Origin of the sequence: Streptomyces barringtoniae, assembly GCF_020819595.1 — a bacterium.
Taxonomy (GTDB): Bacteria; Actinomycetota; Actinomycetes; order Streptomycetales; family Streptomycetaceae; genus Streptomyces; species Streptomyces barringtoniae.
Map to the genome: position 1 here is coordinate 26,913 of NZ_JAJHNP010000010.1, position 23,110 is coordinate 50,022.

Here is a 23,110-nt window from a genome sequence, read left to right on the forward strand (position 1 = left end):
GGCAGCGCGGCCGGAAGCGCGGCCGGCGGCGCGGCCGTCCGGGAGGTGCTCACCGGCAGTCAGCTCCCCGCCGGCCGTACGAACGTGACCGCCCTGCGCGCCGGGATGCAGGCAGGACGGCCCGCAGTCCGGGACCGCCCAGCCGGAGGGGGGAACGGTGCTTTCCCGGTCATGTGGTGATGGACTCCCTGCTCTGGGTGGGTACCAGGACCGGCTTGGTGACGGTGCCGAGGAGTTCGCGGTACACGTCGATCACCGCGTCCGTGGTCAGCTGTACGTCGTGGGCGGCGAGCACGTGTGCGCGGCCCTGCGCACCCAGTGCCGCGCGCAGCGGTCCGCGGCGCAGCAGCGCCGTCAGCGCCCGTGCCAGCATGTCGGGGTCCTCCGGCGGCACCAGGCAGTGCGGCAGGTGCCCGGGCGGCAGGCTCTCGCGCGCCCCGTCCACGTCCGTGACCAGGACGGGCCGGGCACACGCCATGGCCTCCAGCGGGACGAGTGCCATGCCCTCCCAGCGGGACGGCAGGACCACGACGTCGGCGGACCGGTACCAGGGGGCGACGTCGAGCGCCGGACCGGCGAACTCCACCGAGGCGGGCGCGAGCGCGCGCAGCCGGCCCTCGTCGGGGCCGTCGCCGACCAGCACCAGCCGGGCGGCGGGCTCCTGCCGTACGACGGCGGGCCACGCCTTCAGCAGCACGTCCTGGCCCTTCTGCCGGCACAGCCGTCCCACGCATACGACGAGTGGGCCCGCTCCGGGACGGGCGATGCTCCCCTCCGGCCGGAACCTGCTCGTGTCGACGCCGTTGGGAATCACGTGCCAGTGGGCGGTGATGCCGCTCTGCTCCCCGGTACGCCGCTCCGCCTCGCTCACACACAGCACGCGCGTCGCCCACCGCGCCCCGAACTGCTCCCAGCGCAGGGCGGCTTGGGCCATGACGCCGTCCACTGCCTCGAACGACCAGGCGTGCGGCTGGAAGACGGTGGGGCGGCGGCCGCGCACCGCGAGCCGTGCCGCGAGCCCCGCCTTCGCGCTGTGCGCATGCACCACGTCGGGCCGCACCTCGCGCAGCAGCCGGGCCAGCCTCCCCACCTCACCGGGGAGTTGAGGCCCCGGTGCGTGGGTCGCGTCCCAGGGCAGCACCCTGCAGCCGGCCGCGCGCAGGGCCTCCGTGAGCGTGCCGCCTCTCGGGCACGCCACGGTGACACGCAGCCCCGCGGCGACCTGTGCCGCCGCCAGGTCCGTCACGAACCGGGCGACACCGCCCTCCACGGGCTGCGTGACGTGCAGGACGTGTGGCTCGCGTGCGGCGAACCGCGTCGCACGGCGCGGGACGGAACCGAGGGGAATGCGCATGACCAGGGCTTCCCTTCTGAAGAAACATTCCGAACCCGCCACTGATCGCATGAACGCAGGTTCGGCATAAATTCGTCGGATCCGTGAAGCAACACTAGCCGCTTATCCGTCTTTTTCCGGGAGGGCATGAACTGTGTCGGAAACACAGCCACCTTCAGACGAATAATAAGATAAGAATTCCGCACGGTCATTCAGGATGTATGAATTCCGGGAACTTGTTGCCGGCGGAGTTTCCCACGGCGTCTTTCACTCGTTAGCCCAGCGGAAGCCAGATGAAAGGAACCCAATGAAGAATCTGAAGGCTGCCGCGCTCATGGCCGGCGCTCTGGCCATCGCCGGCGCTGCGGCGCCCGCTGTCGCCGCGGACCTGCCGGGGCAGGGCCTCCTCGAGGACGGGAAGTCGGTCGCCCGTACCCTGCCCAACGCAGCCGAGATCCCGACGGGTGAACTGGCCAGCAACGTCAAGCAGACGGCGCAGGGCGTGAAGAAGTCCGGCGTCGTCAAGACGCCCGTCTTCGGCGGCGCCCTGCCGAACCCCCTCAACGGCAAGCCCCCCGCCGCGCTTCCGGCCCTCAAGTAGAGGACATGCCCTGCCGGACCGCAAAGGCCGGCTCCGCCCGCCGCGGAGCCGGCCTTCTTCGTGTGCGGGAAAAGCAGTGTGCAGGAAAAGGTGTAAAGCAGATGGCGGCCCGCCGAGCGTCGGCGGGCCGCCAGGCTCCGGGCTGCTCAGAACAGCAGACCACCGGTGTAGGGGGCCTGCTGCGACTCGTCGACCGACCCGGTGTCGCAGGCGGCGTAGTGCGAGTTCGGCGCGGCGACACCGGCGCCGCCGAGGACGCCGACGGAGCCGTTGGACCACGGCGCGATGCAGCGGCCGTCGATGAGCGCGCCGTTGGAGACGAGCAGGCCCTGCTGAGGGGAGTTCACGACGACCGGGGACTCCGAGAAGCCGTTGCCGCCGGTGACGTTGGTGTTGTTGTCGTCGGCCGCAGCGGCGCCACCGGCCGCCAGGACGAGGCCCGCTGCCAGGACGGACAGGGCCGTAACCTTCTTACGCATGGATGCGCCTTTCGGATGGGAGGGGCAGGTCGGGCGGGAACGTCTGCCGACGCCCCCGCCCTGCTCCGGGATGGTTCGGAGCGCAAAGGGGGCTCAGAAGAGCAGGCCGCCGGTGTACGGAGCCTTCTGCGACTCGTCGACCTTGGCCGTGTCGCAGGCGGCGTAGTGCGAGTTCGGCACGATGGTCGCGGCGCCGCCGAGGACGCCCACGGCACCGTTGGACCAGGGCGCGACGCAGCGCAGGTCGGCGAGCGTGCCATTGGAGACGACGGCGCCCTGCTGCGGGGCGTTCACGACAACCGGGGACGACGAGAAGCCGTTGCCGCCGGTGACCGTCGTGCAGTTGTCGGCTGCGGCAGTGCCGGCGGCCGCGAGGACGACGCCCGCGGCGAGGGCGGAGATGGCCGTAACCTTGTTACGCATGGAGTGTCCTTTCCGGACTGCGAGGGGGTTCACCTGCTCGGGATGACTCGAAGCAGGGGTCAGAAGAGCAGGCCGCCCTGGTAACCGGCCTTCTGCGACTGGTCGACCGACGCGGTGTCGCAGGCGGCGTAGTGCGAGTTCGGCGCGATGGTCGCGGCGCCGCCGATGACGGCGCCGACGGCGCCGTTGGACCACGGCGCGATGCAGCGGCCGTCGATGAGCGCGCCGTTGACGACAACCACCCCCTGCTGAGGGGCGTTCACGACGACCGGAGACTCCGAAAAGCCGTCACCACCAGTGACGTTCGTCGTGTTCGAGTGGGCGGAGGCAACGCCAGCGCTGCCGCAGAGCGCGCTAAGGGCGAGTGCAGTGACGACCGCGAACTTCCTGGTCAACTCGGTTCCTTCCTGGATTCACGGTAAGCCGCGCTTACATAGCAAGAAACCGAAATATGTGGCGAAAAGTCACGCGGACAAGGCCCATTCGCGCTGGATTCCACCGGATGGCTCAGCGGCGCCGCGCACCCTTCACCCGGACGCACGTGCCGGGATTTCACCGACGTGCGTCCGGCCCACTGGCAAGGAGGAGTCCAGTGGGCCGGACAGGCTTTGAGGCATTTCCCCCGCACGCATCGAGCGCCGGGTGGGTATGGAGCTAAATGGTCCGACTGCGACCTCTGGGCCTGCGGCTTCGAGGCGCCGGACGGGGCCGTACCACGCGGCCACCGGGCGATCCGTCCCGCGGCGCTGCGGCGTCGCCCGCGGATCGGGATCTCCGGCGGACCGGAACCGGATCAGAGTGTCGGAATTCCGGTCCCACCTCTGTCTCGCGAACAGAGGGGAGCACATGGCAGCGAAAGCACGGCGAACGGGAAGACTTCCGCCGCGCCGACTTCTGGGGGTTTCCGTGTCACGCCTGGTTGAACAGGCTGCCGACACCGGCGCTGGTCGGCCCGTTCAGCGGGTGGACCTGCACGGCACCGGTGCCGAGCGGATTCTTCACCGGAATTGCGGGCTTCTTGTTGCTGCTGCGGCCCATACCGTCCAGGTACACCCCGGAGATCTTGGCCGCCTTGTTCTTACCGGTGACGGTCGACGACTGGCTCTCGTCGAACGCGCTGCCCTTGGTGATATTCCCCTGCTTGGCCACGCGCATCACCGTGTCGGCGGCGGGCACAAGCGCCGGAGTCACCTCGGTCTGGGACATGAGGCCGAGCGGGCCGGTGTTTTCGTGGGCAGGTGCCTTGGTGGCGGCCGAAGCCGCCACGGCGGAACCACCTACAAGACCCGCACCAATGGCCAATGCCGCAGTGGTGAAAACTGCCTTCTTCATGATTCACCTCACTTGAAGTTACCTCTGATCCGACAGACGCAGAACATAGCAGTCCGCGGCCAGCTCAAAGCGAGGCGCTACTCCATACGCATGAATGCAAAGGGAGTGAAGAAGCGCATTACTCAGTCCCCCCGGACCTATTCACATCTGTTCGGCGAATCGATTGATCGTATGGTGTTTCAAGCATGAGGCAGTCGATATACCGGCCGAAAAGAAAATTATGACACCACGTCCTTTATGACACCACGTCCTTGCGGGCGAATCCTCTGAAGGCCAGGGCGAACAGCACCACCGCGTACGTCACGGAGATCGAGGCTCCCTGGATCATGCCGGACCACTCCGGGTGCGGCTGGACGGCGTCGGCCCAGGCGAACTGCCAGTGCGCGGGCAGGAAGTCGCGCCAGTGGCCGAGCGCGGTGACGGCGTCCAGGACGTTGCCGACGATGGTCAGGCCGACCGCGCCGCCGACCGCGCCGAGCGGGGCGTCCGTCTTCGTCGACAGCCAGAACGCGAGTCCGGCGGTGACCAGTTGGGACACGAAGACGTACGCCACGGTCAGTGCGAGGCGCTGCGTCGCCGTGCCGGTGTCGAGCGCGCCGCCCGTCGGTATCTGCAGCGGGCCCCAGCCGTAGGCCGCCGTACCGGCCGCGAGGGCGACCACCGGGAGCAGGATCATCGCGGCGAGGCTCAGCCCGAGCGCCACGGCCAGCTTGGACCACAGCAGCCGGGCGCGCGGCACGGGTGCGGCGAGCAGATAGCGCAGGGAGGACCAGCTCGCCTCCGAGGCGACCGTGTCCCCGCAGAACAGGGCGACCGGGATCACCAGCAGGAAGCCGGCCGAGACGAACAGGTTCACCGCGGCGAAGTTGGCGCCGGAGGCGGTGGCCGTGTCCATCAGGGTGATCCGGCCGTCCCGGCTCGACGGGTCGCCGCCGATCGCGAAGGCGATCAGCAGCACGAACGGCAGCAGGGCGAGGACGGCGCCCATGACCAGGGTGCGGCGCCGCTTGAGCTGACGGACCAGCTCCACCCGCAGGGGCAGGGTGTGCCGCGTCGAAAAGCCGGAGGCGACCTCGGTGAGCGTGCTCATGCTGAACCTCCGATCAGGGTGAGGAAGGCGTCTTCCAGGCGGCGGTGCGGGCCGACCGAGGCGACCGGCACCTCCAGCCGCACCAGCTCCGCGACCAGCCGCTCGGCCGTGCCGCCGGGGTTCAGCCGGATCAGCAGTCCGTCGTCGGTGCGCACGGCGGAGGCGACGCCGGCCAGCGCGGTCACCTTCTCCACGACCGGCTCCTCCACGGGTCTGGCGGTGCCCACGAGCAGTGTGTCGCCGGAGCCGACGATCTCGCCGACGGGACCGGCCTGGACGAGCCGGCCGCGGTCCATCACCACCAGGTGGGTGCAGGACTGCTCGACCTCGGCGAGGAGATGGCTGGAGACGATCACCGTGCGTCCGCCGGCCGCGTAGCGGATCATCACCTCGCGCATCTCGCGTATCTGGGGCGGGTCGAGACCGTTGGTGGGCTCGTCGAGGATGAGCAGGTCGGGCAGGCCGAGCATGGCCTGGGCGATGGCGAGGCGCTGGCGCATGCCCTGCGAGTAGGTGCGCACCGCGCGGGCGAGCGCGTCGCCGAGCCCGGCGATCTCCAACGCCTCGTCCAGGTGGGCGTCCTCCGGCGGGCGGCCGGTGGCCCGCCAGTACAGCTCCAGGTTCTCCCGGCCGGACAGGTGCGGCAGGAAGCCCGCGCCCTCCACGAAGGCGCCGACCCTCGACAGCACGGGTGCGCCGGGCCGGATCGCGTGGCCGAAGACGCGGATCTCACCGTCGTCCGGGCCGATGAGGCCCATGAGCATGCGCAGGGTGGTGGTCTTTCCCGCGCCGTTGGGTCCGAGGAGGCCGAGCACCTGGCCCTTCTCCACCCGGAAGGACAGCTCGCGCACCGCGTACCGGTCGGCGGATCTGGCGTACCGCTTGCTCAAGTCCTTGATGACGAGCGGGACTTCGGCCAGTTCGGGATCGGGTGCGGGGGTGGCCGTACGGCGGCGGGCGGTGAGCAGCAGGGCGAGCGCCACCGCCGCACCGGCCGCAGGCAGCCACCAGACCCAGGCGGGCAGGGGTGCCGCGGCGGTGGTGACGGCGGGGGCCGTCGGCACGCTCAACTCTCCCTTGAGGGAGACGGTGTAGGTGGCCGGCGCGGCCGGGGAGGCGTAGCCGAGGTCGGTGGAGGCGACGACCAGGCGGAGCCGGTGGCCCTTCTGCACCTCGTGGTCGATGGCCGGGAGGGTGACCGTGACGTCCTTGCCGGACCTGGCGCCCGTGACCCGGAAAGGGGTGACGAGCTGGGAGGGCAGCACCTGCCGGGTGCCGTCGGGGCCGACGTCGTAGACCTTGCCGAAGAGGACTGCGTCGTCGCTGGTCGAGGTGATGTGGACGGTCGCCGTCGGGGTGCCGGTGATCTGCAGGTCGCGGGTGAGCCGCGCGGAGTCGAACGTCGCGTACTGGCCGGGGAAGTCGAGGGAGACGCCGAGGCCTAGCGCGGACAGCTGGGTGAGGCCGCCGAAGCCGCCGAGGCCGGGCAGCGCGGAGACGCCGGGCGGGCTGGCACCGGCCGGGTTGGCGACCTGCTGCCCGGTGCCGCCGGTCAGGGCGATGCGGCGCGGGTGGTCGCGCAGACCGGTGTAGGCGCCGGCGGTCGCGCCGCGCAGCTGGGCGGTGCCGTCGGTCGAGTTCACGCCGCCGGTGCGGGTGACGCGGAAGGCCGGGCCGGTGCCGGCCGAGGCGTCGCCCTTGAGGTAGCGGTCGAACCACGCACGTACGCGTGCCTGGACCCGGCCGGTCTCCATGTCGCCGCCGTCGTGGCCGCCCGCGATCCAGTCGACGTCGACGGGGGCGCCGTTCGCCCGGATCGCCTTCTCGGCGGCGTCGGACTGGCCGAGGGTGAACAGGGAATCCGTCTGTCCCTGCACCAGCAGAGCGGGCACCCGGATGCGGGCGCCGACGGCCGACGGCGAGCGCTGCTCCAGCAGTTGGCGAGCGGCCGCGTCCGGGGTGCCGGACTCGGCGACCCTGTCGTACATCCGGCACAGCGCGGGCTCGAAACGGGCGCAGCCGCCACCGGTGTTGAAGAAGACGCCGGCCCACAGCTTCTTGAACACGCCGTTCGGGAAGAGGGCGTCCGCGAGGTTCCAGTAGGTGATGGCCGGGGCGATGGCGTCCACCCGGTGGTCGTATCCGGCGGTGAGCAGGGAGATCGCGCCGCCGTAGGAGCCGCCGGCCATGCCCACGCGCGGGTCGCCGGGCTTGTCGAGCTGGACCTCGGGCCGCTTGGCCAGCCAGTCGATGAGCCGGGAGACGTCGGCCACCTCGCCCTCGGGGTCGTTGAGCCCGATCTTCCCGGTGGACTTCCCGAAGCCGCGCGCGGACCACGTCAGGACCGCGTACCCGTCCCCGGCGAGGTCCTCGGCCTGCTGGCGCATGTCGTCCTTGCTGCCGCCGAAGCCGTGCGCCAGCAGGACGGCGGGGTGCCGTCCGGAGGTGGCCGGAGTGAAGTACGACGTGTCCAGGCGGACGCCGTCGACCGCCATGACCCGGTCGGTCCTGTGCACCGGGGCTGTGTCACCGGATGCGGCGGCCGTCCATGTCCCGGCACCGGCCAGCACCACGACGGCGGCCGCGGCGGCGAGCAGCCGACGCGGCCCCTTGAGCAGCCCCCGCACCGAGGGCACCCGAAGATCCATGCCCTCAACGGTACGGGCCGCCACCGACAACCGCTGAGGCCGCTGGGCTGAACCCCGGCCCCTCCCGCAGGAGTACATGGCCTGCCCGGCGTACACCAGCCGTGGTACGAAGGCGCATGGACATCCGCCGGGCCACCACCGTCGCCGAAGTCGCCGCCGCCGGTCACCTGTTCGACAACCCGGCGCGTCCGGAGTGGGCGGAGCGTTTCCTCACCACCGCCGGACACCATCTGCTGCTGGCGTACGCCGGCGGCGGGCCGGTCGGCTTCGTCAGCGGGGTCGAGACGGTTCACCCCGACAAGGGCACCGAGATGTTCCTGTACGAGCTGGCGGTGGCGGAGCCGTACCGGCGCCGGGGCATCGGGCGGGCGCTGGTGGAGCGGCTGGCCGCGCTGGCCCGCGAGCGGGGCTGCTACGGCATGTGGGTCGGGGTGGACACCGGAAACGACGTCGCCCTTGCCGCCTATCGCAGTGCGGGCGGCAAGGACGACGCTTCGTGCAGGGTGATGACCTGGGAGTTCTGACTAGGCCTGCGCGCCCTCGGCGAGCGGCGCGACCGGCGCGCCCTCGGCGAGCTGCTCCTCGTCGGCCGGCCGGACGTCCTCCGGGAGGGACACCACCCAGCGGGTCTCGCGGCGCGGGCGGAGGTAGAAGGCCCAGTAGAGGGTGGCGACGGCGGTGATGCCGCCGGTCCACCACAGGTACGTCGGGTCCTGCTCGACCAGGACGTAGACGAGGACGGCGATCAGCAGGACCGGCATCGTCGGCCACAGCGGCATCCGCCACGCCTTCCTGGTGCCGTGCGCGCCGCGCCGGGACAGCAGCGAGGCGATCGCGACCAGCAGGTACAGGCCGGTGACGGCGACGCCGGTGACGCCGTAGAGGGTGTCCAGGTTGACGAAGCAGAGGAAGGCACCGGGGACACCGACGACGAGGGTGGCGACCCAGGGGGAGCCGAACCGGCCGAGCTTGGCGAGGGCGTTGTTGACCGGGGAGGGCCAGGCCTTGTCGCGGGCGGAGGCGAACAGGACGCGGGAGTTCTGGATGACCATGACGATGCCCGCGTTGATGATCGCGAGGGCGACGCACAGGCTGACGAAGGTGCCGACGGCCGAGTTGCTCCAGGCGATGACCATGCTGGAGATGTCGCCGCCGGTCAGCGTCTTCAGGTCACCGGCGCCGAGGGTGATCGCCACGACCGGCACCAGGATGACGACGCTGGAGATGGCGAGGGTGGCGAGGACGGTACGGGCGACGCTGCGGCGCGGGTTCTCCAGTTCCTCGGAGAGGTAGATGGCGGTGGAGAAGCCCTGGGTGGCGAAGAGGGCGATGGCGAGACCGGAGAGGACCATCATGGCCGTGACCGGGGTGACGTGCGTGTGCTCGCCGGCGACCTGCAGCGAGCTCACGAGGCTGCCGGCACCGCGGTGGGTGTGGGTGAAGCCGAGCAGGGCGACGACTCCGGCGGCGACGACCTCCAGGACCAGGAAGATGCCGGTGATCCAGGCGTTGGCGCGCAGGTCCAGCAGGCCGGCGAGGGTGGCCGCGATCATCACGCCGGCGCCCGTCATGGACGGGTCGAGGTGGACGAGGGGGGCGAGGTAGTCGGCGGTGCCCATGGCGATGACCGGGGGGACGATCATCACGACGAGCAGCGACATCACGAAGGCCAGCCAGCCGGCGAGCCGTCCGGCGAGGGTGGAGACGATGGCGTACTCGCCGCCCGCGCTGGGGATGAGGGTGCCCAGCTCCGAGTAGCAGAAGGCCACGGGGATACAGAGGAGCGCGCCGATGGCGAGGCAGAGCGCCGTCGCCGTGCCCAGGCTGGAGAACAGGTCGGGCACGATCACGAAGAGCGTGGAGGCGGGCGTGACGCACGAGAGGGTGAGCAGGGTGCCGCCGACGACGCCGATGGACCGCTTGAGTTTCTGAGGGCTGTCAGAAGCGGCTATGACGGCTGGGTCGACAGAGCGGAGCGTGTCGGTCATGCGGCGGTTCCGATCGACTCGTGCGAGTGAGGGTGGGGGTCGGGAGCGCTATCGCCTCCGGCGGCTGGTCGTACATGCTCTGGTCCGCTCCCGGCGGCTGAATGGAACCCCGACGAAAACCGCCGCGTCAATGGGTGTTCACCTACGAAATCCGCAGCAAAGAAGCGGTCGATCGCCGATTCTCGTACCAACGGTCCCTATGGGCGGGCCCTTGCGGCCGTACGAGAATCGCAGCGTCCCCGCACAAAAAAACAGGGCCGTCCGCATAGCGGACGGCCCTGTCGGGCCCTCTCGGCCCCTGCCGGTCGCTCAGTGGTTGCGCGGGAAGCCCAGGTCCACGCCCGCCGGGGCGTCGGCCGGGTCGGGCCAGCGCGTGGTGACGACCTTGCCGCGGGTGTAGAAGTGCGTGCCGTCGTTGCCGTAGATGTGGTGGTCGCCGAAGAGCGAGTCCTTCCAGCCGCCGAAGGAGTGGTAGCCCACCGGGACCGGGATCGGCACGTTCACGCCGACCATGCCGGCCTCGATCTCCAGCTGGAAGCGGCGGGCCGCGCCGCCGTCCCGCGTGAAGATCGCGGTGCCGTTGCCGAACGGCGAGGCGTTGATGAGCGCCACGCCCTCGTCGTAGGTGTCCACGCGCAGCACGCACAGCACCGGGCCGAAGATCTCGTCCTGGTAGGCCCTGGCGCTGGTGGGCACCCTGTCCAGCAGCGAGATGCCGATCCAGTGCCCGTCCTCGAAGCCCTCGACGGTGTAGCCGGTGCCGTCCAGGACCACCTCGGCGCCCTCGTCGGCGGCACCCGACACATAGGACGCGACCTTGTCGCGGTGGGCCGCGGTGATCAGCGGGCCCATCTCGGACGTCGGGTCGTTGCCCGGACCGATCTTGATCTTCACGGCGCGCTCGCGGATCTTCTCCACCAGCGTGTCGCCGATCGCGCCCACGGCCACGACCGCCGAGATGGCCATGCAGCGCTCGCCCGCCGAGCCGTAGGCCGCCGAGACCGCCGCGTCGGCCGCCGCGTCCAGGTCGGCGTCCGGCAGGACCAGCATGTGGTTCTTGGCGCCGCCCAGGGCCTGCACCCGCTTGCCGTTGGCGGAGGCCGTGGTGTGGATGTAGCGGGCGATCGGGGTGGAGCCGACGAACGACACCGCCTTGACGTCGGGGTGCTCCAGCAGGCGGTCCACGGCCACCTTGTCGCCGTGGACGACGTTGAAGACGCCGTCCGGCAGACCCGCCTCGGACAGCAGCTCGGCGATCCGGACGGAGGCCGACGGGTCCTTCTCGCTCGGCTTCAGCACGAACGTGTTGCCGCACGCGATGGCGATGGGGAACATCCACATCGGGACCATCGCCGGGAAGTTGAACGGCGTGATGCCGGCGACGACACCGAGCGGCTGCCGGATCGAGGAGACGTCGACCCGGCTGGCGACCTGCGTGGACAGCTCGCCCTTCAGCTGGACGTTGATGCCGCAGGCCAGGTCGACGATCTCCAGGCCGCGCGCGACCTCGCCGAGCGCGTCGGAATGCACCTTGCCGTGCTCGGCGGTGATCAGCTCGGCGATCTCGTCGCGGTGGGCGTCGAGCAGCGCACGGAACCGGAAGAGGATGGTGGTCCGCTGGGCCAGCGAGGACTGGCCCCAGCTCAGATAGGCGTCCTTCGCCGCGGCGACCGCGGCGTCGACCTCGTCGACCGACGCGAACGCGACCTTCGTGGTGACCGCGCCGGTCGCCGGGTCGGTGACCGGCCCGTACGTGCCCGACGCGCCTTCGACGGTCTTCCCGCCGATCCAGTGGTTGACGATCTTCGTCATGCCCAGAGACTCCTTATTACAGATGGCGGCGTCGGGTCGAGACGTGCCGTTCGTACAGCTCTCGTGCCTTGACCGCCGACGGTCGGGTCGCGGTCTCGGCCACAGGAACATCCCACCAGGCCTGCGCCGGAGGCGCGCCCGACACAGTGTCGGACGTTTCGGTCTCCACGTAGACACATGTGGGAGTGTCGGCGGCGCGCGCCTCGGCGAGCGCCGCCCGCAGCTCCCGTACGGTCTTCGCGCGCAGCACCCGCATACCCAGGCTGGCCGCGTTGGCGGCGAGGTCGACCGGCAGCGGGGCGCCCGTGAACGTCCCGTCCCCGGCCTGGAACCGGTAGGCGGTGCCGAACCGCTCGCCGCCCACCGACTCCGAGAGCCCGCCGATGGACGCGTACCCGTGGTTCTGCACCAGCAGGATCTTGATCGCCACGCCCTCCTGCACGGCCGTCACGATCTCCGTCGGCATCATCAGGTACGTGCCGTCGCCGACCAGCGCCCACACGTTCCGCTCCGGCGCGGCCAGCTTCACGCCGAGCGCGGCCGGGATCTCGTAGCCCATGCAGGAGTAGCCGTACTCAAGGTGGTACTGGTCGTACGACCGCGCCCGCCACAGCTTGTGCAGCTCGCCCGGGAGGGAGCCGGCCGCGTTGATGATGACGTCGGACTCGTCCACCAGGGCGTCCAGGGCGCCGATGACCTGCGGCTGGGTCGGCCGGACGTCCGGCTCGACGGCCTCGAAGCAGGCGTCGACGCGCTGCTCCCAGCGCTCCTTGTCCTCGGTGTACTCGGTGACGTACGACTCCGCCACCTCGTGCCCGTGCATCACCAGCGCCTCGGTCAGCTCGCCCAGGCCGCTGCGGGCGTCGGCGACCAGCGGGAGTCCGGACAGCTTGTGGCCGTCGTACGGCGCGATGTTGAGGTTGAGGAAGCGGACGTCCGGGTTCTCGAAGAGGGTGCCGGAGGCGGTGGTGAAGTCGGTGTAGCGGGTGCCGACGCCGATCACCAGGTCGGCGGTGCGGGCCAGTTCGTCGGCGGTCGCGGTGCCGGTGTGGCCGACCCCGCCGACGTCCTGCGGGTGGTCGTGGCGCAGGGAGCCCTTGCCGGCCTGGGTGGAGGCGACCGGGATGCGGGTGGCCGCCGCGAACTCGGCGAGTGCGAGCTCGGCGCGGCTGTGGTGGACTCCGCCGCCCGCGATGACCAGCGGCCGGTGTGCCTCGCGGATCGCCCGGACCGCCTCGGCCAGCTCGGTCGGGTCCGCGCCCGGCCGGCGTACCGTCCACACGCGCTCGGCGAAGAACTCCTCCGGCCAGTCGAAGGCCTCCGCCTGCACGTCCTGCGGCAGGGCGAGGGTGACCGCGCCGGTCTCCACCGGGTCGGTGAGGACCCGCATGGCCTGCAGGGCGCTCGGGATCAGGGCTTCCGGGCGGGTGATGCGGTCGAAGTACTTCGACACCGGGCGCAGGGTGTCGTTGACCGACACATCGCCCGCGTACGGCACCTCCAGCTGCTGCAGGACCGGGTCGGCGGGGCGGGTGGCGAAGACGTCGCCCGGCAGGAGCAGGACCGGCAGGTGGTTGATGGTGGCCAGGGCGGCGCCCGTGACCAGGTTGGTCGCGCCCGGGCCAATCGACGTCGTCACCGCGTGCGTGGACAGGCGGTTCGACTGGCGGGCGTAGCCGACCGCCGCGTGCACCATGGACTGCTCGTTGCGGCCCTGGTGGTACGGCATGACGTCGGCGTACTCGATCAGTGCCTGGCCGAGGCCCGCGACATTGCCGTGGCCGAAGATGCCCCAGGTGGCGCCGATCAGCCGCCGCCGCTCGCCGTCGCGTTCGGTGTACTGGGCGGCCAGGAAGCGGACCAGCGCCTGCGCGACGGTCAGCCGGGTCGTCGTCATCGGTACCCCTCCGTGTGGTCCGGGTGGAAGCAGATCCGCCACTCCCGGGTCTCGCCCGGGCCCGCCATGACGTTCAGGTAGTACATGTCGTGTCCGGGCTGGGCGATGGACGGGCCGTGCCAGCCGTCGGGGACGAGGACGGCGTCGCCGGAACGCACCTCGGCGAGGACGTCGGACCCGCCCTCGCGCGAGGGGAACACGCGCTGGTAGCCGAGTCCGTTCGGGCCGTCGATCTCGAAGTAGTAGATCTCCTCCAGCTCGGACTCCTCGCCCGGCCGGTGCTCGTCGTGCTTGTGCGGCGGGTACGACGACCAGTTGCCGCCCGGCGTGATCACCTCCACGGCGATCAGCCTGTCGCAGTCGAAGGAGTCCGCGGAGGCGAAGTTGCGCACCCGGCGCGCGCAGTCTCCGCTGCCGCGCTCCTCGACGGGGACCTCCGGCGCGGGGCCGTAGCGGGCGGGGAGTCGTCGCTCGCACTTCGCTCCTGCCAGGGCGAAGCGGCCTCCCGCGCCGGAGGCGATCTGGACCCGGGTGTCGCGGGGCGCGTACGCGAAGTCGGAGACGTCCGCGAACACGCTTTCCCTACCCAGGAGTTGGAACTCGCCCTTCTCGGTCGATGCGGTCTCGATCCGCACGGTACATCCGCCTTCCAGCGGAAGCACGATCCACTCGCTGTCGCCGGTGGTGAACGTATGGCTGCCGCCGGGCGCCAGCTCGACCACGCGCAGGCTGCTGTGTGTCCAGCCGGCCAACTTGGGCTCGATGTCGACGGCGTACTGGGCGTTCGCGGTGGCGCCCCTGGGCAGATGCAGATCGGTGCTGGTCATGCGGCCCTCACAGCAGTCCTACGGCGGTGTCCACGGCGGCGGCCACATCGCCGTCCGCCGGGTACAGCAGCGAGCGGCCGACCACCAGGCCGCGCACGGTGGGGAGTTGGAGCGCGCCGCGCCACTTCTCGTAGGCGGCGACCTGGTCCTCGGGCGAGTCGCCGATGTCACCGCCGAGCAGCACGGCCGGCAGGGTGGAGGTCTCCATGACCCGGGCCATGTCGTCGGGGTTCTCCGTGACCGGCACCTTCAGCCAGGTGTAGGCGGAGGAGCCGCCGAGGCCGGAGGCGATGGCGATGGACTTGGTGACCGCCTCGGCCGACAGGTCGTTGCCGACCTTCCCCTCGGGGGTGCGGCGGCTGATGAACGGCTCGACGAAGACGGGCAGCCGGCGCGCGGCCATGTCGTCGATGGCGCGGGCGGTGGACTCCAGGGTGGTCAGGGAGCCGGGGTCGTCGTAGTCGATGCGCAGCAGCAGTTTGCCCGCGTCGAAACCGAGCCGCTGGATGTCCTCGGGGCGGTGCCCGGTGAACCGGTCGTCCAGCTCGAAGCTGGCGCCCTGCAGTCCACCGCGGTTCATGGAGCCCATGACCACCTTGTGGTCGAGGGCGCCGAGCAGGAGCAGGTCGTCCAGGATGTCGGCGGTGGCGAGGACGCCGTCCACGCCGGGCCGGGACAGTGCCAGGCACAGCCGCTGGAGCAGGTCGGCGCGGTTGGCCATGGCGAGCTTGCGGTCGCCGACCCCGAGGGCACCCCGGGCGGGGTGGTCGGCGGCGACGATCATCAGCTTGCCGCTCTCGTTGAGCAACGGCCTGCGCACCCGGCGCACGGCCGCCTCGGCGATCGCCTCGGGGTGGTGGGTGCGGATACGGACGAGTTCGGACACATCGACACGGGGCCTCCGTCCGGCGTCCCCGCCCTCGGTGTGCGTGCCCGTGACCCGGCCCGCCCTCACAGCACCGCTCCGGCGTCGAGCGCGGCGGCCACCTCGTCCGGGGTGGGCATCGCGGAGGAGCACTCCAGGCGGGAGGCGACGATGGCGCCGGCCGCGTTGGCGTGCCGCATGATCGTCTCCAGGTCCCAGCCGGCCAGCAGGCCGTGGCAGAGGGAGCCGCCGAAGGCGTCTCCGGCGCCGAGGCCGTTGAGGACGTCGACGGGCAGGGGCGGCACCTCGGCGGACTCGCCGGACGCGCCGACCGCCAGGACACCCTTGGGGCCCTGCTTGACCACGGCGATCTCCACGCCCGCGTCGAGCAGCGCGCGGGCGGCTGCGTGCGGTTCGCGTACGCCGGTGGCGACCTCCACCTCGTCCAGGTTGCCGACCGCGACCGTGGTGTGGCGCAGGGCCTCGGCGTAGAAGAGGCGGGCCGCGTCGGGGTCGGACCAGAACATGGGCCGCCAGTCGAGGTCGAACACCGTGGTACCCGCCTTCGCCCGGTGGGCGAGGGCCGCGAGGGTCGCCGTACGGCTCGGCTCCTCGCTCAGGCCGGTTCCGGTGACCCAGAAGATACGGGCCTCCCGGATGGCGCCGAGGTCCAGGTCGTGGGCGTCGATCTCCAGGTCGGGCGCCTTGGGCTGCCGGTAGAAGTAGAGCGGGAAGTCGTCCGGCGGGAAGACCTCGCAGAAGGTGACCGGGGTGGGGAGCCCGCGGACCGGGGTGACCCAGCGGTCGTCGACGCCGAAGCCGCGCAGCGCCTCGTGCAGATAGACGCCGAACGGGTCGTCGCCCGTGCGGGTGATCACGGCGGTGCGTCGGCCCAGCCGGGCCGCGGCGACCGCGACGTTCGTCGCCGACCCGCCGAGGAACTTGCCGAAGGACGACACCTGGGCGAGCGGGACGCCGGTCTGCAGCGGGTAGAGGTCCACTCCGATCCGCCCCATGGTGATCAGGTCGTAGGCCATCGGCTTCCCTTCGTCTTGACTCTCCCCGGCTTTCTAGTCCCGTACGGCGAACCCTGTCAATGTTTTGTCCAGACATTCGGACCAGCTCTTGACACCGCTTTCCGGGCGCCCGCACTCTGGCGCCCATGACGTCGCTGTCACCCTCCTTCTCACTGTCCCGTATCCGGATCGGATCGGCGCCCGACTCCTGGGGCGTGTGGTTCCCCGACGACCCCCGCCAGGTGCCCTGGCAGCGCTTCCTCGACGAGGTGGCCGGCTCCGGCTACGAGTGGATCGAACTCGGCCCCTACGGCTATCTCCCCAGCGACCCCGCCGTGCTCGCGGAGGAGACCGCGCGGCGCGGCCTGAAGGTGTCGGCCGGCACCGTCTTCACGGGCCTGCACCACGGTGAGTCCGTGTGGGACAAGACGTGGGCGCACGTGTCGGACATCGCGGCACTGACCCAGGCGATGGGCGCCCGGCATCTCGTCGTCATCCCGTCCTTCTGGCGGGACGACAAGACGGGCGAGGTGCTGGAGCCGGACACGCTGACCGCCGAGCAGTGGCGGAACCTGACCTCGCTGACCGAGCGGCTCGGGCGGGAGGTGCGGGAGCGGTACGGGCTGACGATCGTCGTCCATCCGCATGCCGACACCCACATCGACAGCGAGGAGAACGTCAGCCGCTTCCTCGACGGCACGGACTCCCACCTGGTGTCGCTGTGCCTGGACACCGGGCACTACGCGTACTGCGGCGGGGACAGCGTGCGGTTGATCGAGACGTACGGGGAACGGATCGGGTATCTGCACCTCAAGCAGGTGGATCCGGAGATCCTCGCGGACGTACGGGCCAAGGGCACGCCGTTCGGGCCTGCGGTGGCCCAGGGCGTGATGTGCGAACCGCCGCGCGGTGTGCCGGAGTTGGGGCCCGTGCTGGAGGCCGCGCAGCGACTGGGCGTGGATCTGTTCGCGATCGTCGAGCAGGACATGTATCCGTGCGCGCCGGATACGCCGTTGCCCATCGCCCGGCGGACCCGGGCGTTTCTTCGGTCTTGCGGGGTGTAGGGGCGCCTGATCCCTAGGGGGTTGCCGTTACTGCTCGTAGCATGGGCGGCGTGTCCTGGGAGACCGTGCCTGCCCGGCCCCATCCGGCGTTGCGGCCCGGTGTGATCAGTTATCGCGGGGTTCGGGTGCGCCTCGACCGGCCGCGCCGCCGGCTGGAGGCGCCGATCGGTGCGGCCACGTTGCTGCTGGGTTTCGAGCAGCCGGTGCGCATCTCCCGTGCCGGCCGGCCTCCGGTGTCGCTGGTGTCCGTGGTCAACGGGCTGACCACCACCCCCGCCCTCGGTGAGCACGGCGGCCGGCTGTCCGGCGTCGAGGTGCTGCTCGCTCCCTGGGCCGCGTTCACGTTGTTCGGTACGCCTCAGTACGAGCTGGCCAACCGGTCGGTGGACGCGGAGGAGTTCCGTCTCGGTGAACTGGCCGGTGCGCTGGCGGCGTTGCCGGGCTGGCCCGAGCGGTTCGCGTTGCTCGACCGGGAGTTGCTGGAGCGGTTCCGTGCCGGAGTGCCCGTGTCCGAGCGGGTGGTGCACGCCTGGTCGCTGCTGCGGCGCCACGCCGGCGCGCTGCCGGTGCCCCGACTGGCCGAGGAAGTGGGCTGGAGCGTACGGCACCTGGAGAACCGCTTCCGGGAACAGATCGGTCTGTCCCCGAAGGCGGCGGCCCGGGTGCTGCGGCTGCAGCGGGCACGGCGGCTGCTGGCCGCCGGGCACGGGCAGGCGGAGACCGCGGCGGTGTGCGGCTACTACGACCAGGCGCACTTCAGCGGCGAGTTCAAGGCCATGACGGGCTGCACTCCCGGGGAGTTCCTGGTGGCCCGGCGGCTGCCGGCGGCGGGCGCCGTGACCGACCGGCTGGCGGGCGAGGCCACCAGCCTGCTGCTCGCCCCCGGCCGCGGTGCGCTTTTCTCCAAGACCCGGGCGGGCCGGGCCCGGCACGCTGATCGCCCGGCCATCATGCGCCCCGCAGAGTCGGGGCCCTCCGGCGGCCAGGGGGACTGATCCAGGGGGCATCCCTGGGTGAAGCGGCCGCCGGAGCGTCACGGGGAAGGCGGCGGGCCGGGTCTGACGCAGCGGACCCGGCCCGTCCTCTCGACCCGCTTCCGCCGGCCGTGGACGACCGGTTCCGCCACCCCCTTCCCGGCCCGGAATCAACGCGACCCGCCGACGCCCCGGCGTACGCCTTTGCAGCGGCTGTGTCACAAACACCTCCTCCGTGTCACACACGTCGCATGTACGCGGGTTGTGTGTCACATCGTGTCGACAGGCACTGACGCCGGTCACTCTGCGTCGTTCACCGAACGCAGGCTTGGTGATCGCCGGCGCAGCGCCCGGCTCCCCCGACGACCGCCCCCGGTCGCCGCTGTGGCGCGCACAGGGAGGTGCAACTCATGACCGACCAAAGGCTCTGGTCCTACAAGGAGATCGCGGCGCACATCAAAGTGCAGCCGGACACCGTGCGGTCCTATCGCAAGCACGGGCTGCTGCCTCCGCCCGACCATGTGGAGAGCGGCAAGCCCTACTGGTACGCCGACACCGTCCGCGCCTGGGTCGCCTCCCGGCCGGGCAACCGCGGCCGTGCCTGACACCCACCCGTAAATCGGCTGTGCCTCACGGGACCTGTGAGGCACAGTCACCCCCATGAGCTTCTCCGTCAAACCCACCCTGACCGGCCGGAAGACCGTACTGCGGCCCTTCACCGAGGCCGATGCCGACGTCATGTGGGAGATCATGGCCGACCCCGAGGTCCTCCGCTTCACCTACGAGCCGTCCGACGAGCTCACCCTGGAGCGGGTGCGGTCCTGGTACGGCTCCCGGGGCACCGCACCCGACCGTCTCGACCTCGCCGTCACGGACCCCGGGACCGGCGAGCTCCTGGGCGAGGTCGTCCTGTACGAGTACGACCCGGCCGCCGGAAGCTGCACCTTCCGCACGCTCATCGGCCCCCGGGGCCGCGGCCGCGGGATCGGCACCGAGGCGACCCGGCTGATCGTGGGCTACGGCTTCGAGCAACTCGGTCTGCACCGCGTCCAGTTGGAGGTGTACGCCCACAACGCACGTGCCCGGCGGGTCTACGAGAAGGCCGGATTCGTGGTCGAGGGCGTGCGGCGGGCGGTGCAGCGGCGCGACGGCGAGTGGGCGGACGAGGTGATCATGTCGATCCTGGACCGGGAGTGGGCTGCTCTCAGCCCCACGGCTCGATGACCGTGACCCCGGCCCCCGGTGCCGTACCCATCGCCGCGAGGGCCGCCGGTGCGGCGTCGAGTGTGAGGGTGGACGTCACCAGGAGGTCGGGGCGCAGGGTGCCGGATCGGACCAGACCGAGCATGCCGGGGTAGGTGTGGGCGGCCATGCCATGGCTGCCGAGGAGTTCGAGTTCCAGGGCGATGGCACGGGCCAGCGGCACGGGGGTGGTGCCGTCGGCCGAGGGCAGCAGGCCCACCTGGACATGCCGGCCCCGGCGGCGCAGGCCGTTCACGGACGCGGCGCAGGTGGCGGGCGAGCCGAGGGCGTCCAGGGAGAGATGGGCGCCGCCGTCGGTCAGCTCGCGGACGGCGGCGGCCGTGTCCGCCGTACCGGTCGCGTCCAGGCACTGCGCGGCACCGAACTTCCGCGCCAGGTCGAGGGCCTGCGGCGACACGTCGACGGCGACCACGCGTGCCCCGGCCGCCGCCGCGATCATCACCGCCGACAGCCCGACCCCGCCGCAACCGTGCACCGCGACCCACTCCCCCGCCGCCACCCGGCCCTGCTGCACCACCGCGCGGAAGGCGGTGGCGAAACGGCAGCCGAGGGCGGCGGCGGTGGCGTACGCCATGTCGTCGGGGATCGCGACCAGGTTGACGTCGGCGTGGTCGAGGGCGACGTACTCGGCGAAGGAGCCCCAGTGGTGGAAGCCCGGCTGGGTCTGGCGTTCGCACACCTGCTGGTCGCCCGCCGCGCAGGCCGGGCAGGTGCCGCAGGCGCAGACGAACGGCACGGTGACCCGGTCGCCGGTCCGCCACCCGGTCACCCGGGAACCCACCGACTCCACGACACCGGCGAGTTCGTGCCCGGGCACGTGCGGCAGCGTGATGTCGGGGTCGTGGCCCATCCAGCCGTGCCAGTCGCTTCGGCAGAGGCCGGTCGCCTCGACCCGCACGACGACGCCGTGCTCCGCAGGCTCCGGGTCGGGTACGTCCCGCACCTCGGCCGGCTCGCCGTACCGCTCGAACACCACCGCTCGCATCCGCACTCCTTTCGGAAACCTCCGCGCAGACTAGACGGTTCGGGGGCCGCCGGGTTGTGGCGCCGGTTCCCGTTCGTCGGGGCTGGTCTGCGCTGCCGCGGCGGTAGCCGCATGTTCGATGCAGCCCGCGCCCGCAGCCCTGCGCCCCTTACGCGGGTCGCCTGTCGTCCCCCTCGCTCACACCGAACCGTTCGTGGAAGCGGCGCAACGGAGCCGGAGCCCACCACGTGGCCCTGCCCGTCAAGCGCATGATCGCCGGTACCAGCAGGCTGCGGACCACCATCGCGTCCATCAGGACCGCCAGCGCGATGCCCAGGCCGAGCATCTTGGTGTTGGTCACCCGTGAGGTGCCGATGGCGACCATCACCACCGCGAGGATGACCGCCGCCGCGGTGATCAGTCCACCGGTGCGCTGGAGTCCGTGCCGCACCGCCGCGTCGTGGTCGCCGGTGCGGTCGTACTCCTCCTTGATGCGGGAGAGCAGGAACACGCCGTAGTCCATGGAGAGCCCGAAGGCCACGCAGAACATCAGCACTGGCAGGGTGGTCTCGATGGAGCCGGAGCTGGTGAAGCCGAGGGCGCCGGAGAGGTGGCCGTCCTGGAACACCCAGACCACGGCACCGAACATCGCGGTCAGGCTGAGCGCGTTGAGCACCACGGCCTGCACGGGTATCAGCACGCTTCCGGTGAGCAGGAAGACCAGCAGGAGCGTGACGACGGCGATGAACGCGGCGGCCCAGGGCAGGCGCCGGCCTATCGCGTGCTTGGTGTCGACGAGGACGGCGGCCGTGCCGGTCACCTTGGCGTCGAAGGGGGTGTGCAGCGAGCGCAGGTCACCGACCAGGCGCTGGGCCGGATCGTCCACGGCCTCCCCCCTCGGCTGCACCGTGAAGTAGGCGGCGTCGCCCTTGACCAGCGGGCCGTCGACGCGGGCCACTTCGGGAAGGGCGGCCACCCGCTGCTTGTAGGCGGCGTACTGGGCGGCGGTGGCCCTGCCCTCGGCAAGGACCTCGAGACCGCCGCCGGGGCTGCCGGGGAAGCCCTCGCGGACGTGCTCCTGCACCACGTGGGACTCGGCGGTCGAGGGCAGCTGGCGGTCGTCGGCGGTGCCGAACTTCACGCCCAGGAAGGGCAGTCCGAGGGCCACCAGCAGGACGGTGGTGCCGAGCGCGAAGAGCGGGGCCCTGCGCATCACCAGGCCTGCGGCGCGGGCCCAGGCGGTCCCGGGGGTCGCGGTGGCCGCCTCGGCGGGCTCCGGGGCTCGGCGCCGGCGGAACAGCCGCCGCAGGTCCAGGGAGTTGACCCGGTGGCCGAGCAGGACCAGGGCGGCCGGGAGCAGGATCAGGGCGGCGGCCGCGGCGAGCAGGACCACGGCGATGCCGGCGTAGGCGAAGGACCGCAGGAAGTACTGCGGGAAGACCATCATGGCGGCCAGGGACACCGCCACCGTGAGGGCGGAGAACAGGACCGTGCGGCCGGCGGTGCGCAGGGTCGTGCCGACCGCGGTCAACGGGGTGGCGCCCGTGGACAGTTCCTCGCGGAAGCGGCGGACGATGAACAGGGCGTAGTCGATGGCCAGGCCGAGGCCGAGGGCCGTGGTGAGGTTGAGCGCGAAGACGGAGACGTCGGTGAAGGCCGTCAGGCCACGCAGGACGGCGTTGGTGCCGAGGATGGCGACGATGCCGATGCCGAGCGGCAGCAGGGCGGCGATCGCGCTGCCGAAGACCATCACCAGCAGCACCAGTGTGATCGGCAGGGCGATCACCTCGGCGCGGGCCAGGTCCTCCTTGATGATCGTCTGCATCTCGTGCCGGACCGCGACGATGCCGCCGACCCTCACCCGGACCGGGCCGTGCGTGCCCCGGTAGTGCGGGGCGATGCGGTCGAGCGTCCGGCCCATCGCGTTGTCGTCGCCGGTGATGCGGGCGGCGATCAGCGCCTCGTGGCCGTCCTTGGCGCGCAGGGCCGGTGACCTGCTCTGCCAGTAGGAGCCGACGCCGGTCACGCCCTTCTCCCCCGCCAACCGGCCGGCCAGGTCACGGGCTTCGGACGCGACCGCCGGATCGTCGACCGAGGCCCGGCCCGAGTCGACCAGGAGCAGCAGGTTCGGCTGGGAGTCGGGGAACTCGCGCTCCAGGGCCTTGGTGGCGTACGTCGACTCGGCGGCCGGATCCTCCCAGCCGCCGCTGCCGAGGCGGTCCGCGACTCCGCTGCCGGCCAGCACGGCGAGCGCGGTGAGCACCAGGGCCACGAGGAGTGACAGGCGTGGGCGGGCGGTGACGAATCGGGTGTAGCGGCCGGGTCGGGGCGGTACCCCCTTCCGCGGTCCCTCCTGCGCCCCTTGCGGCGCTTCCTCCCCCGTCCGCGGCGGCGTGTTGACTTCGGTCATCGTGCGGTGTCCCCTTCACCTGACCCATGTCTGTGCAGGCAGGCAGCATGAGTCGCCCATTGCCAATAGACTGACAAACACGAGAGATCGCTCGCGTTTCTCCAGAATGCGAGCGGCCACTCGT

Annotated in this window: 21 protein-coding genes; 6 read left to right on the forward strand and 15 right to left on the reverse strand. The window is 71.4% G+C overall.

Annotated elements, in window-relative coordinates; all coding sequences use genetic code 11:
• Window positions 1-169: 169 nt before the first annotated feature.
• The gene (locus tag LMU33_RS19335; protein ID WP_228621734.1) at window positions 170-1,354 is read right to left on the reverse strand and encodes a glycosyltransferase; all 1,185 of its coding nucleotides are present in this window, start codon (window positions 1,352-1,354) and stop codon (window positions 170-172) included.
• A 286-nt stretch (window positions 1,355-1,640) separates the two neighbouring features.
• On the opposite strand from LMU33_RS19335, the gene LMU33_RS19340 reads away from it, so the two are divergent.
• Complete coding sequence (locus tag LMU33_RS19340) at window positions 1,641-1,934, forward strand: hypothetical protein (protein ID WP_228621735.1); 294 nt, start codon at window positions 1,641-1,643, stop codon at window positions 1,932-1,934.
• A gap of 146 nt (window positions 1,935-2,080) precedes the next feature.
• Here the strand turns inward: LMU33_RS19340 and LMU33_RS19345 are convergent, their stop codons facing one another.
• The 6 genes from LMU33_RS19345 to LMU33_RS19370 all read right to left on the reverse strand — a co-directional run bounded on the left by LMU33_RS19345 (window position 2,081) and on the right by LMU33_RS19370 (window position 7,906).
• Window positions 2,081-2,413: a hypothetical protein gene (locus LMU33_RS19345; protein ID WP_228621736.1), complete on the reverse strand. Its 333-nt coding sequence runs from the start codon at window positions 2,411-2,413 to the stop codon at window positions 2,081-2,083.
• Between the two features lie 93 nt (window positions 2,414-2,506).
• Window positions 2,507-2,836, reverse strand: coding sequence for a hypothetical protein (locus tag LMU33_RS19350; RefSeq protein WP_228621737.1), 330 nt, complete (start codon window positions 2,834-2,836; stop codon window positions 2,507-2,509).
• A 59-nt stretch (window positions 2,837-2,895) separates the two neighbouring features.
• Entirely contained in the window at window positions 2,896-3,099 is a 204-nt protein-coding gene (locus tag LMU33_RS41700) for a hypothetical protein (protein WP_308280795.1), read from the reverse strand.
• A 646-nt stretch (window positions 3,100-3,745) separates the two neighbouring features.
• Window positions 3,746-4,168: a hypothetical protein gene (locus tag LMU33_RS19360; protein WP_228621739.1), complete on the reverse strand. Its 423-nt coding sequence runs from the start codon at window positions 4,166-4,168 to the stop codon at window positions 3,746-3,748.
• 235 nt (window positions 4,169-4,403) lie between these two features.
• The gene (locus LMU33_RS19365) at window positions 4,404-5,258 is read right to left on the reverse strand and encodes an ABC transporter permease (RefSeq protein ID WP_228621740.1); all 855 of its coding nucleotides are present in this window, start codon (window positions 5,256-5,258) and stop codon (window positions 4,404-4,406) included.
• A complete protein-coding gene (locus LMU33_RS19370; protein WP_228621741.1) occupies window positions 5,255-7,906 on the reverse strand; it encodes a CocE/NonD family hydrolase in 2,652 nt (883 codons plus the stop codon). The genes LMU33_RS19365 and LMU33_RS19370 overlap by 4 nt, the downstream gene beginning before the upstream one ends.
• A 116-nt stretch (window positions 7,907-8,022) precedes the next feature.
• On the opposite strand from LMU33_RS19370, the gene LMU33_RS19375 reads away from it, so the two are divergent.
• Window positions 8,023-8,430, forward strand: a complete 408-nt coding sequence (locus tag LMU33_RS19375; protein ID WP_228621742.1) for a GNAT family N-acetyltransferase — start codon at window positions 8,023-8,025, stop codon at window positions 8,428-8,430.
• Here the strand turns inward: LMU33_RS19375 and LMU33_RS19380 are convergent, their stop codons facing one another.
• The 6 genes from LMU33_RS19380 to iolC form a co-directional block, all read right to left on the reverse strand.
• Window positions 8,431-9,894: an APC family permease gene (locus LMU33_RS19380; protein WP_228621743.1), complete on the reverse strand. Its 1,464-nt coding sequence runs from the start codon at window positions 9,892-9,894 to the stop codon at window positions 8,431-8,433.
• Window positions 9,895-10,203: 309 nt separating this feature from the next.
• Window positions 10,204-11,706, reverse strand: a complete 1,503-nt coding sequence (gene mmsA, locus LMU33_RS19385) for a CoA-acylating methylmalonate-semialdehyde dehydrogenase (RefSeq protein ID WP_228621744.1) — start codon at window positions 11,704-11,706, stop codon at window positions 10,204-10,206.
• A 16-nt stretch (window positions 11,707-11,722) separates the two neighbouring features.
• The gene (gene iolD / locus LMU33_RS19390; RefSeq protein WP_228621745.1) at window positions 11,723-13,603 is read right to left on the reverse strand and encodes a 3D-(3,5/4)-trihydroxycyclohexane-1,2-dione acylhydrolase (decyclizing); all 1,881 of its coding nucleotides are present in this window, start codon (window positions 13,601-13,603) and stop codon (window positions 11,723-11,725) included.
• Window positions 13,600-14,430, reverse strand: a complete 831-nt coding sequence (gene iolB / locus LMU33_RS19395) for a 5-deoxy-glucuronate isomerase (RefSeq protein WP_228621746.1) — start codon at window positions 14,428-14,430, stop codon at window positions 13,600-13,602. Before iolB ends, iolD begins: the two co-directional genes overlap by 4 nt.
• A 7-nt stretch (window positions 14,431-14,437) precedes the next feature.
• Window positions 14,438-15,316: a Cgl0159 family (beta/alpha)8-fold protein gene (locus LMU33_RS19400; RefSeq protein WP_228621747.1), complete on the reverse strand. Its 879-nt coding sequence runs from the start codon at window positions 15,314-15,316 to the stop codon at window positions 14,438-14,440.
• 65 nt (window positions 15,317-15,381) lie between these two features.
• Complete coding sequence (gene iolC / locus LMU33_RS19405; protein WP_228621748.1) at window positions 15,382-16,332, reverse strand: 5-dehydro-2-deoxygluconokinase; 951 nt, start codon at window positions 16,330-16,332, stop codon at window positions 15,382-15,384.
• 125 nt (window positions 16,333-16,457) lie between these two features.
• On the opposite strand from iolC, the gene LMU33_RS19410 reads away from it, so the two are divergent.
• The 4 genes from LMU33_RS19410 (at window position 16,458) to LMU33_RS19425 (ending at window position 19,573) form a co-directional block, all read left to right on the forward strand.
• On the forward strand, window positions 16,458-17,375 hold the full coding sequence (locus LMU33_RS19410) for a sugar phosphate isomerase/epimerase family protein (RefSeq protein ID WP_228621749.1): 918 nt from the start codon (window positions 16,458-16,460) through the stop codon (window positions 17,373-17,375).
• Window positions 17,376-17,416: 41 nt separating this feature from the next.
• On the forward strand, window positions 17,417-18,370 hold the full coding sequence (locus LMU33_RS19415) for a helix-turn-helix domain-containing protein (protein WP_372478013.1): 954 nt from the start codon (window positions 17,417-17,419) through the stop codon (window positions 18,368-18,370).
• A gap of 389 nt (window positions 18,371-18,759) precedes the next feature.
• Window positions 18,760-18,954 carry a helix-turn-helix transcriptional regulator gene (locus LMU33_RS19420; RefSeq protein WP_228621751.1) on the forward strand — a complete coding sequence of 65 codons (195 nt, stop codon included), beginning with the start codon at window positions 18,760-18,762 and terminating at the stop codon, window positions 18,952-18,954.
• A gap of 55 nt (window positions 18,955-19,009) precedes the next feature.
• Window positions 19,010-19,573: a GNAT family N-acetyltransferase gene (locus tag LMU33_RS19425; RefSeq protein WP_228621752.1), complete on the forward strand. Its 564-nt coding sequence runs from the start codon at window positions 19,010-19,012 to the stop codon at window positions 19,571-19,573.
• Here the strand turns inward: LMU33_RS19425 and LMU33_RS19430 are convergent.
• Window positions 19,554-20,597 carry a zinc-dependent alcohol dehydrogenase family protein gene (locus LMU33_RS19430; RefSeq protein ID WP_228621753.1) on the reverse strand — a complete coding sequence of 348 codons (1,044 nt, stop codon included), beginning with the start codon at window positions 20,595-20,597 and terminating at the stop codon, window positions 19,554-19,556. The two genes, LMU33_RS19425 and LMU33_RS19430, sit on opposite strands and share 20 nt — an antisense overlap.
• A gap of 148 nt (window positions 20,598-20,745) precedes the next feature.
• Complete coding sequence (locus tag LMU33_RS19435) at window positions 20,746-22,986, reverse strand: MMPL family transporter (protein WP_228621754.1); 2,241 nt, start codon at window positions 22,984-22,986, stop codon at window positions 20,746-20,748.
• Window positions 22,987-23,110 lie beyond the last annotated feature (124 nt).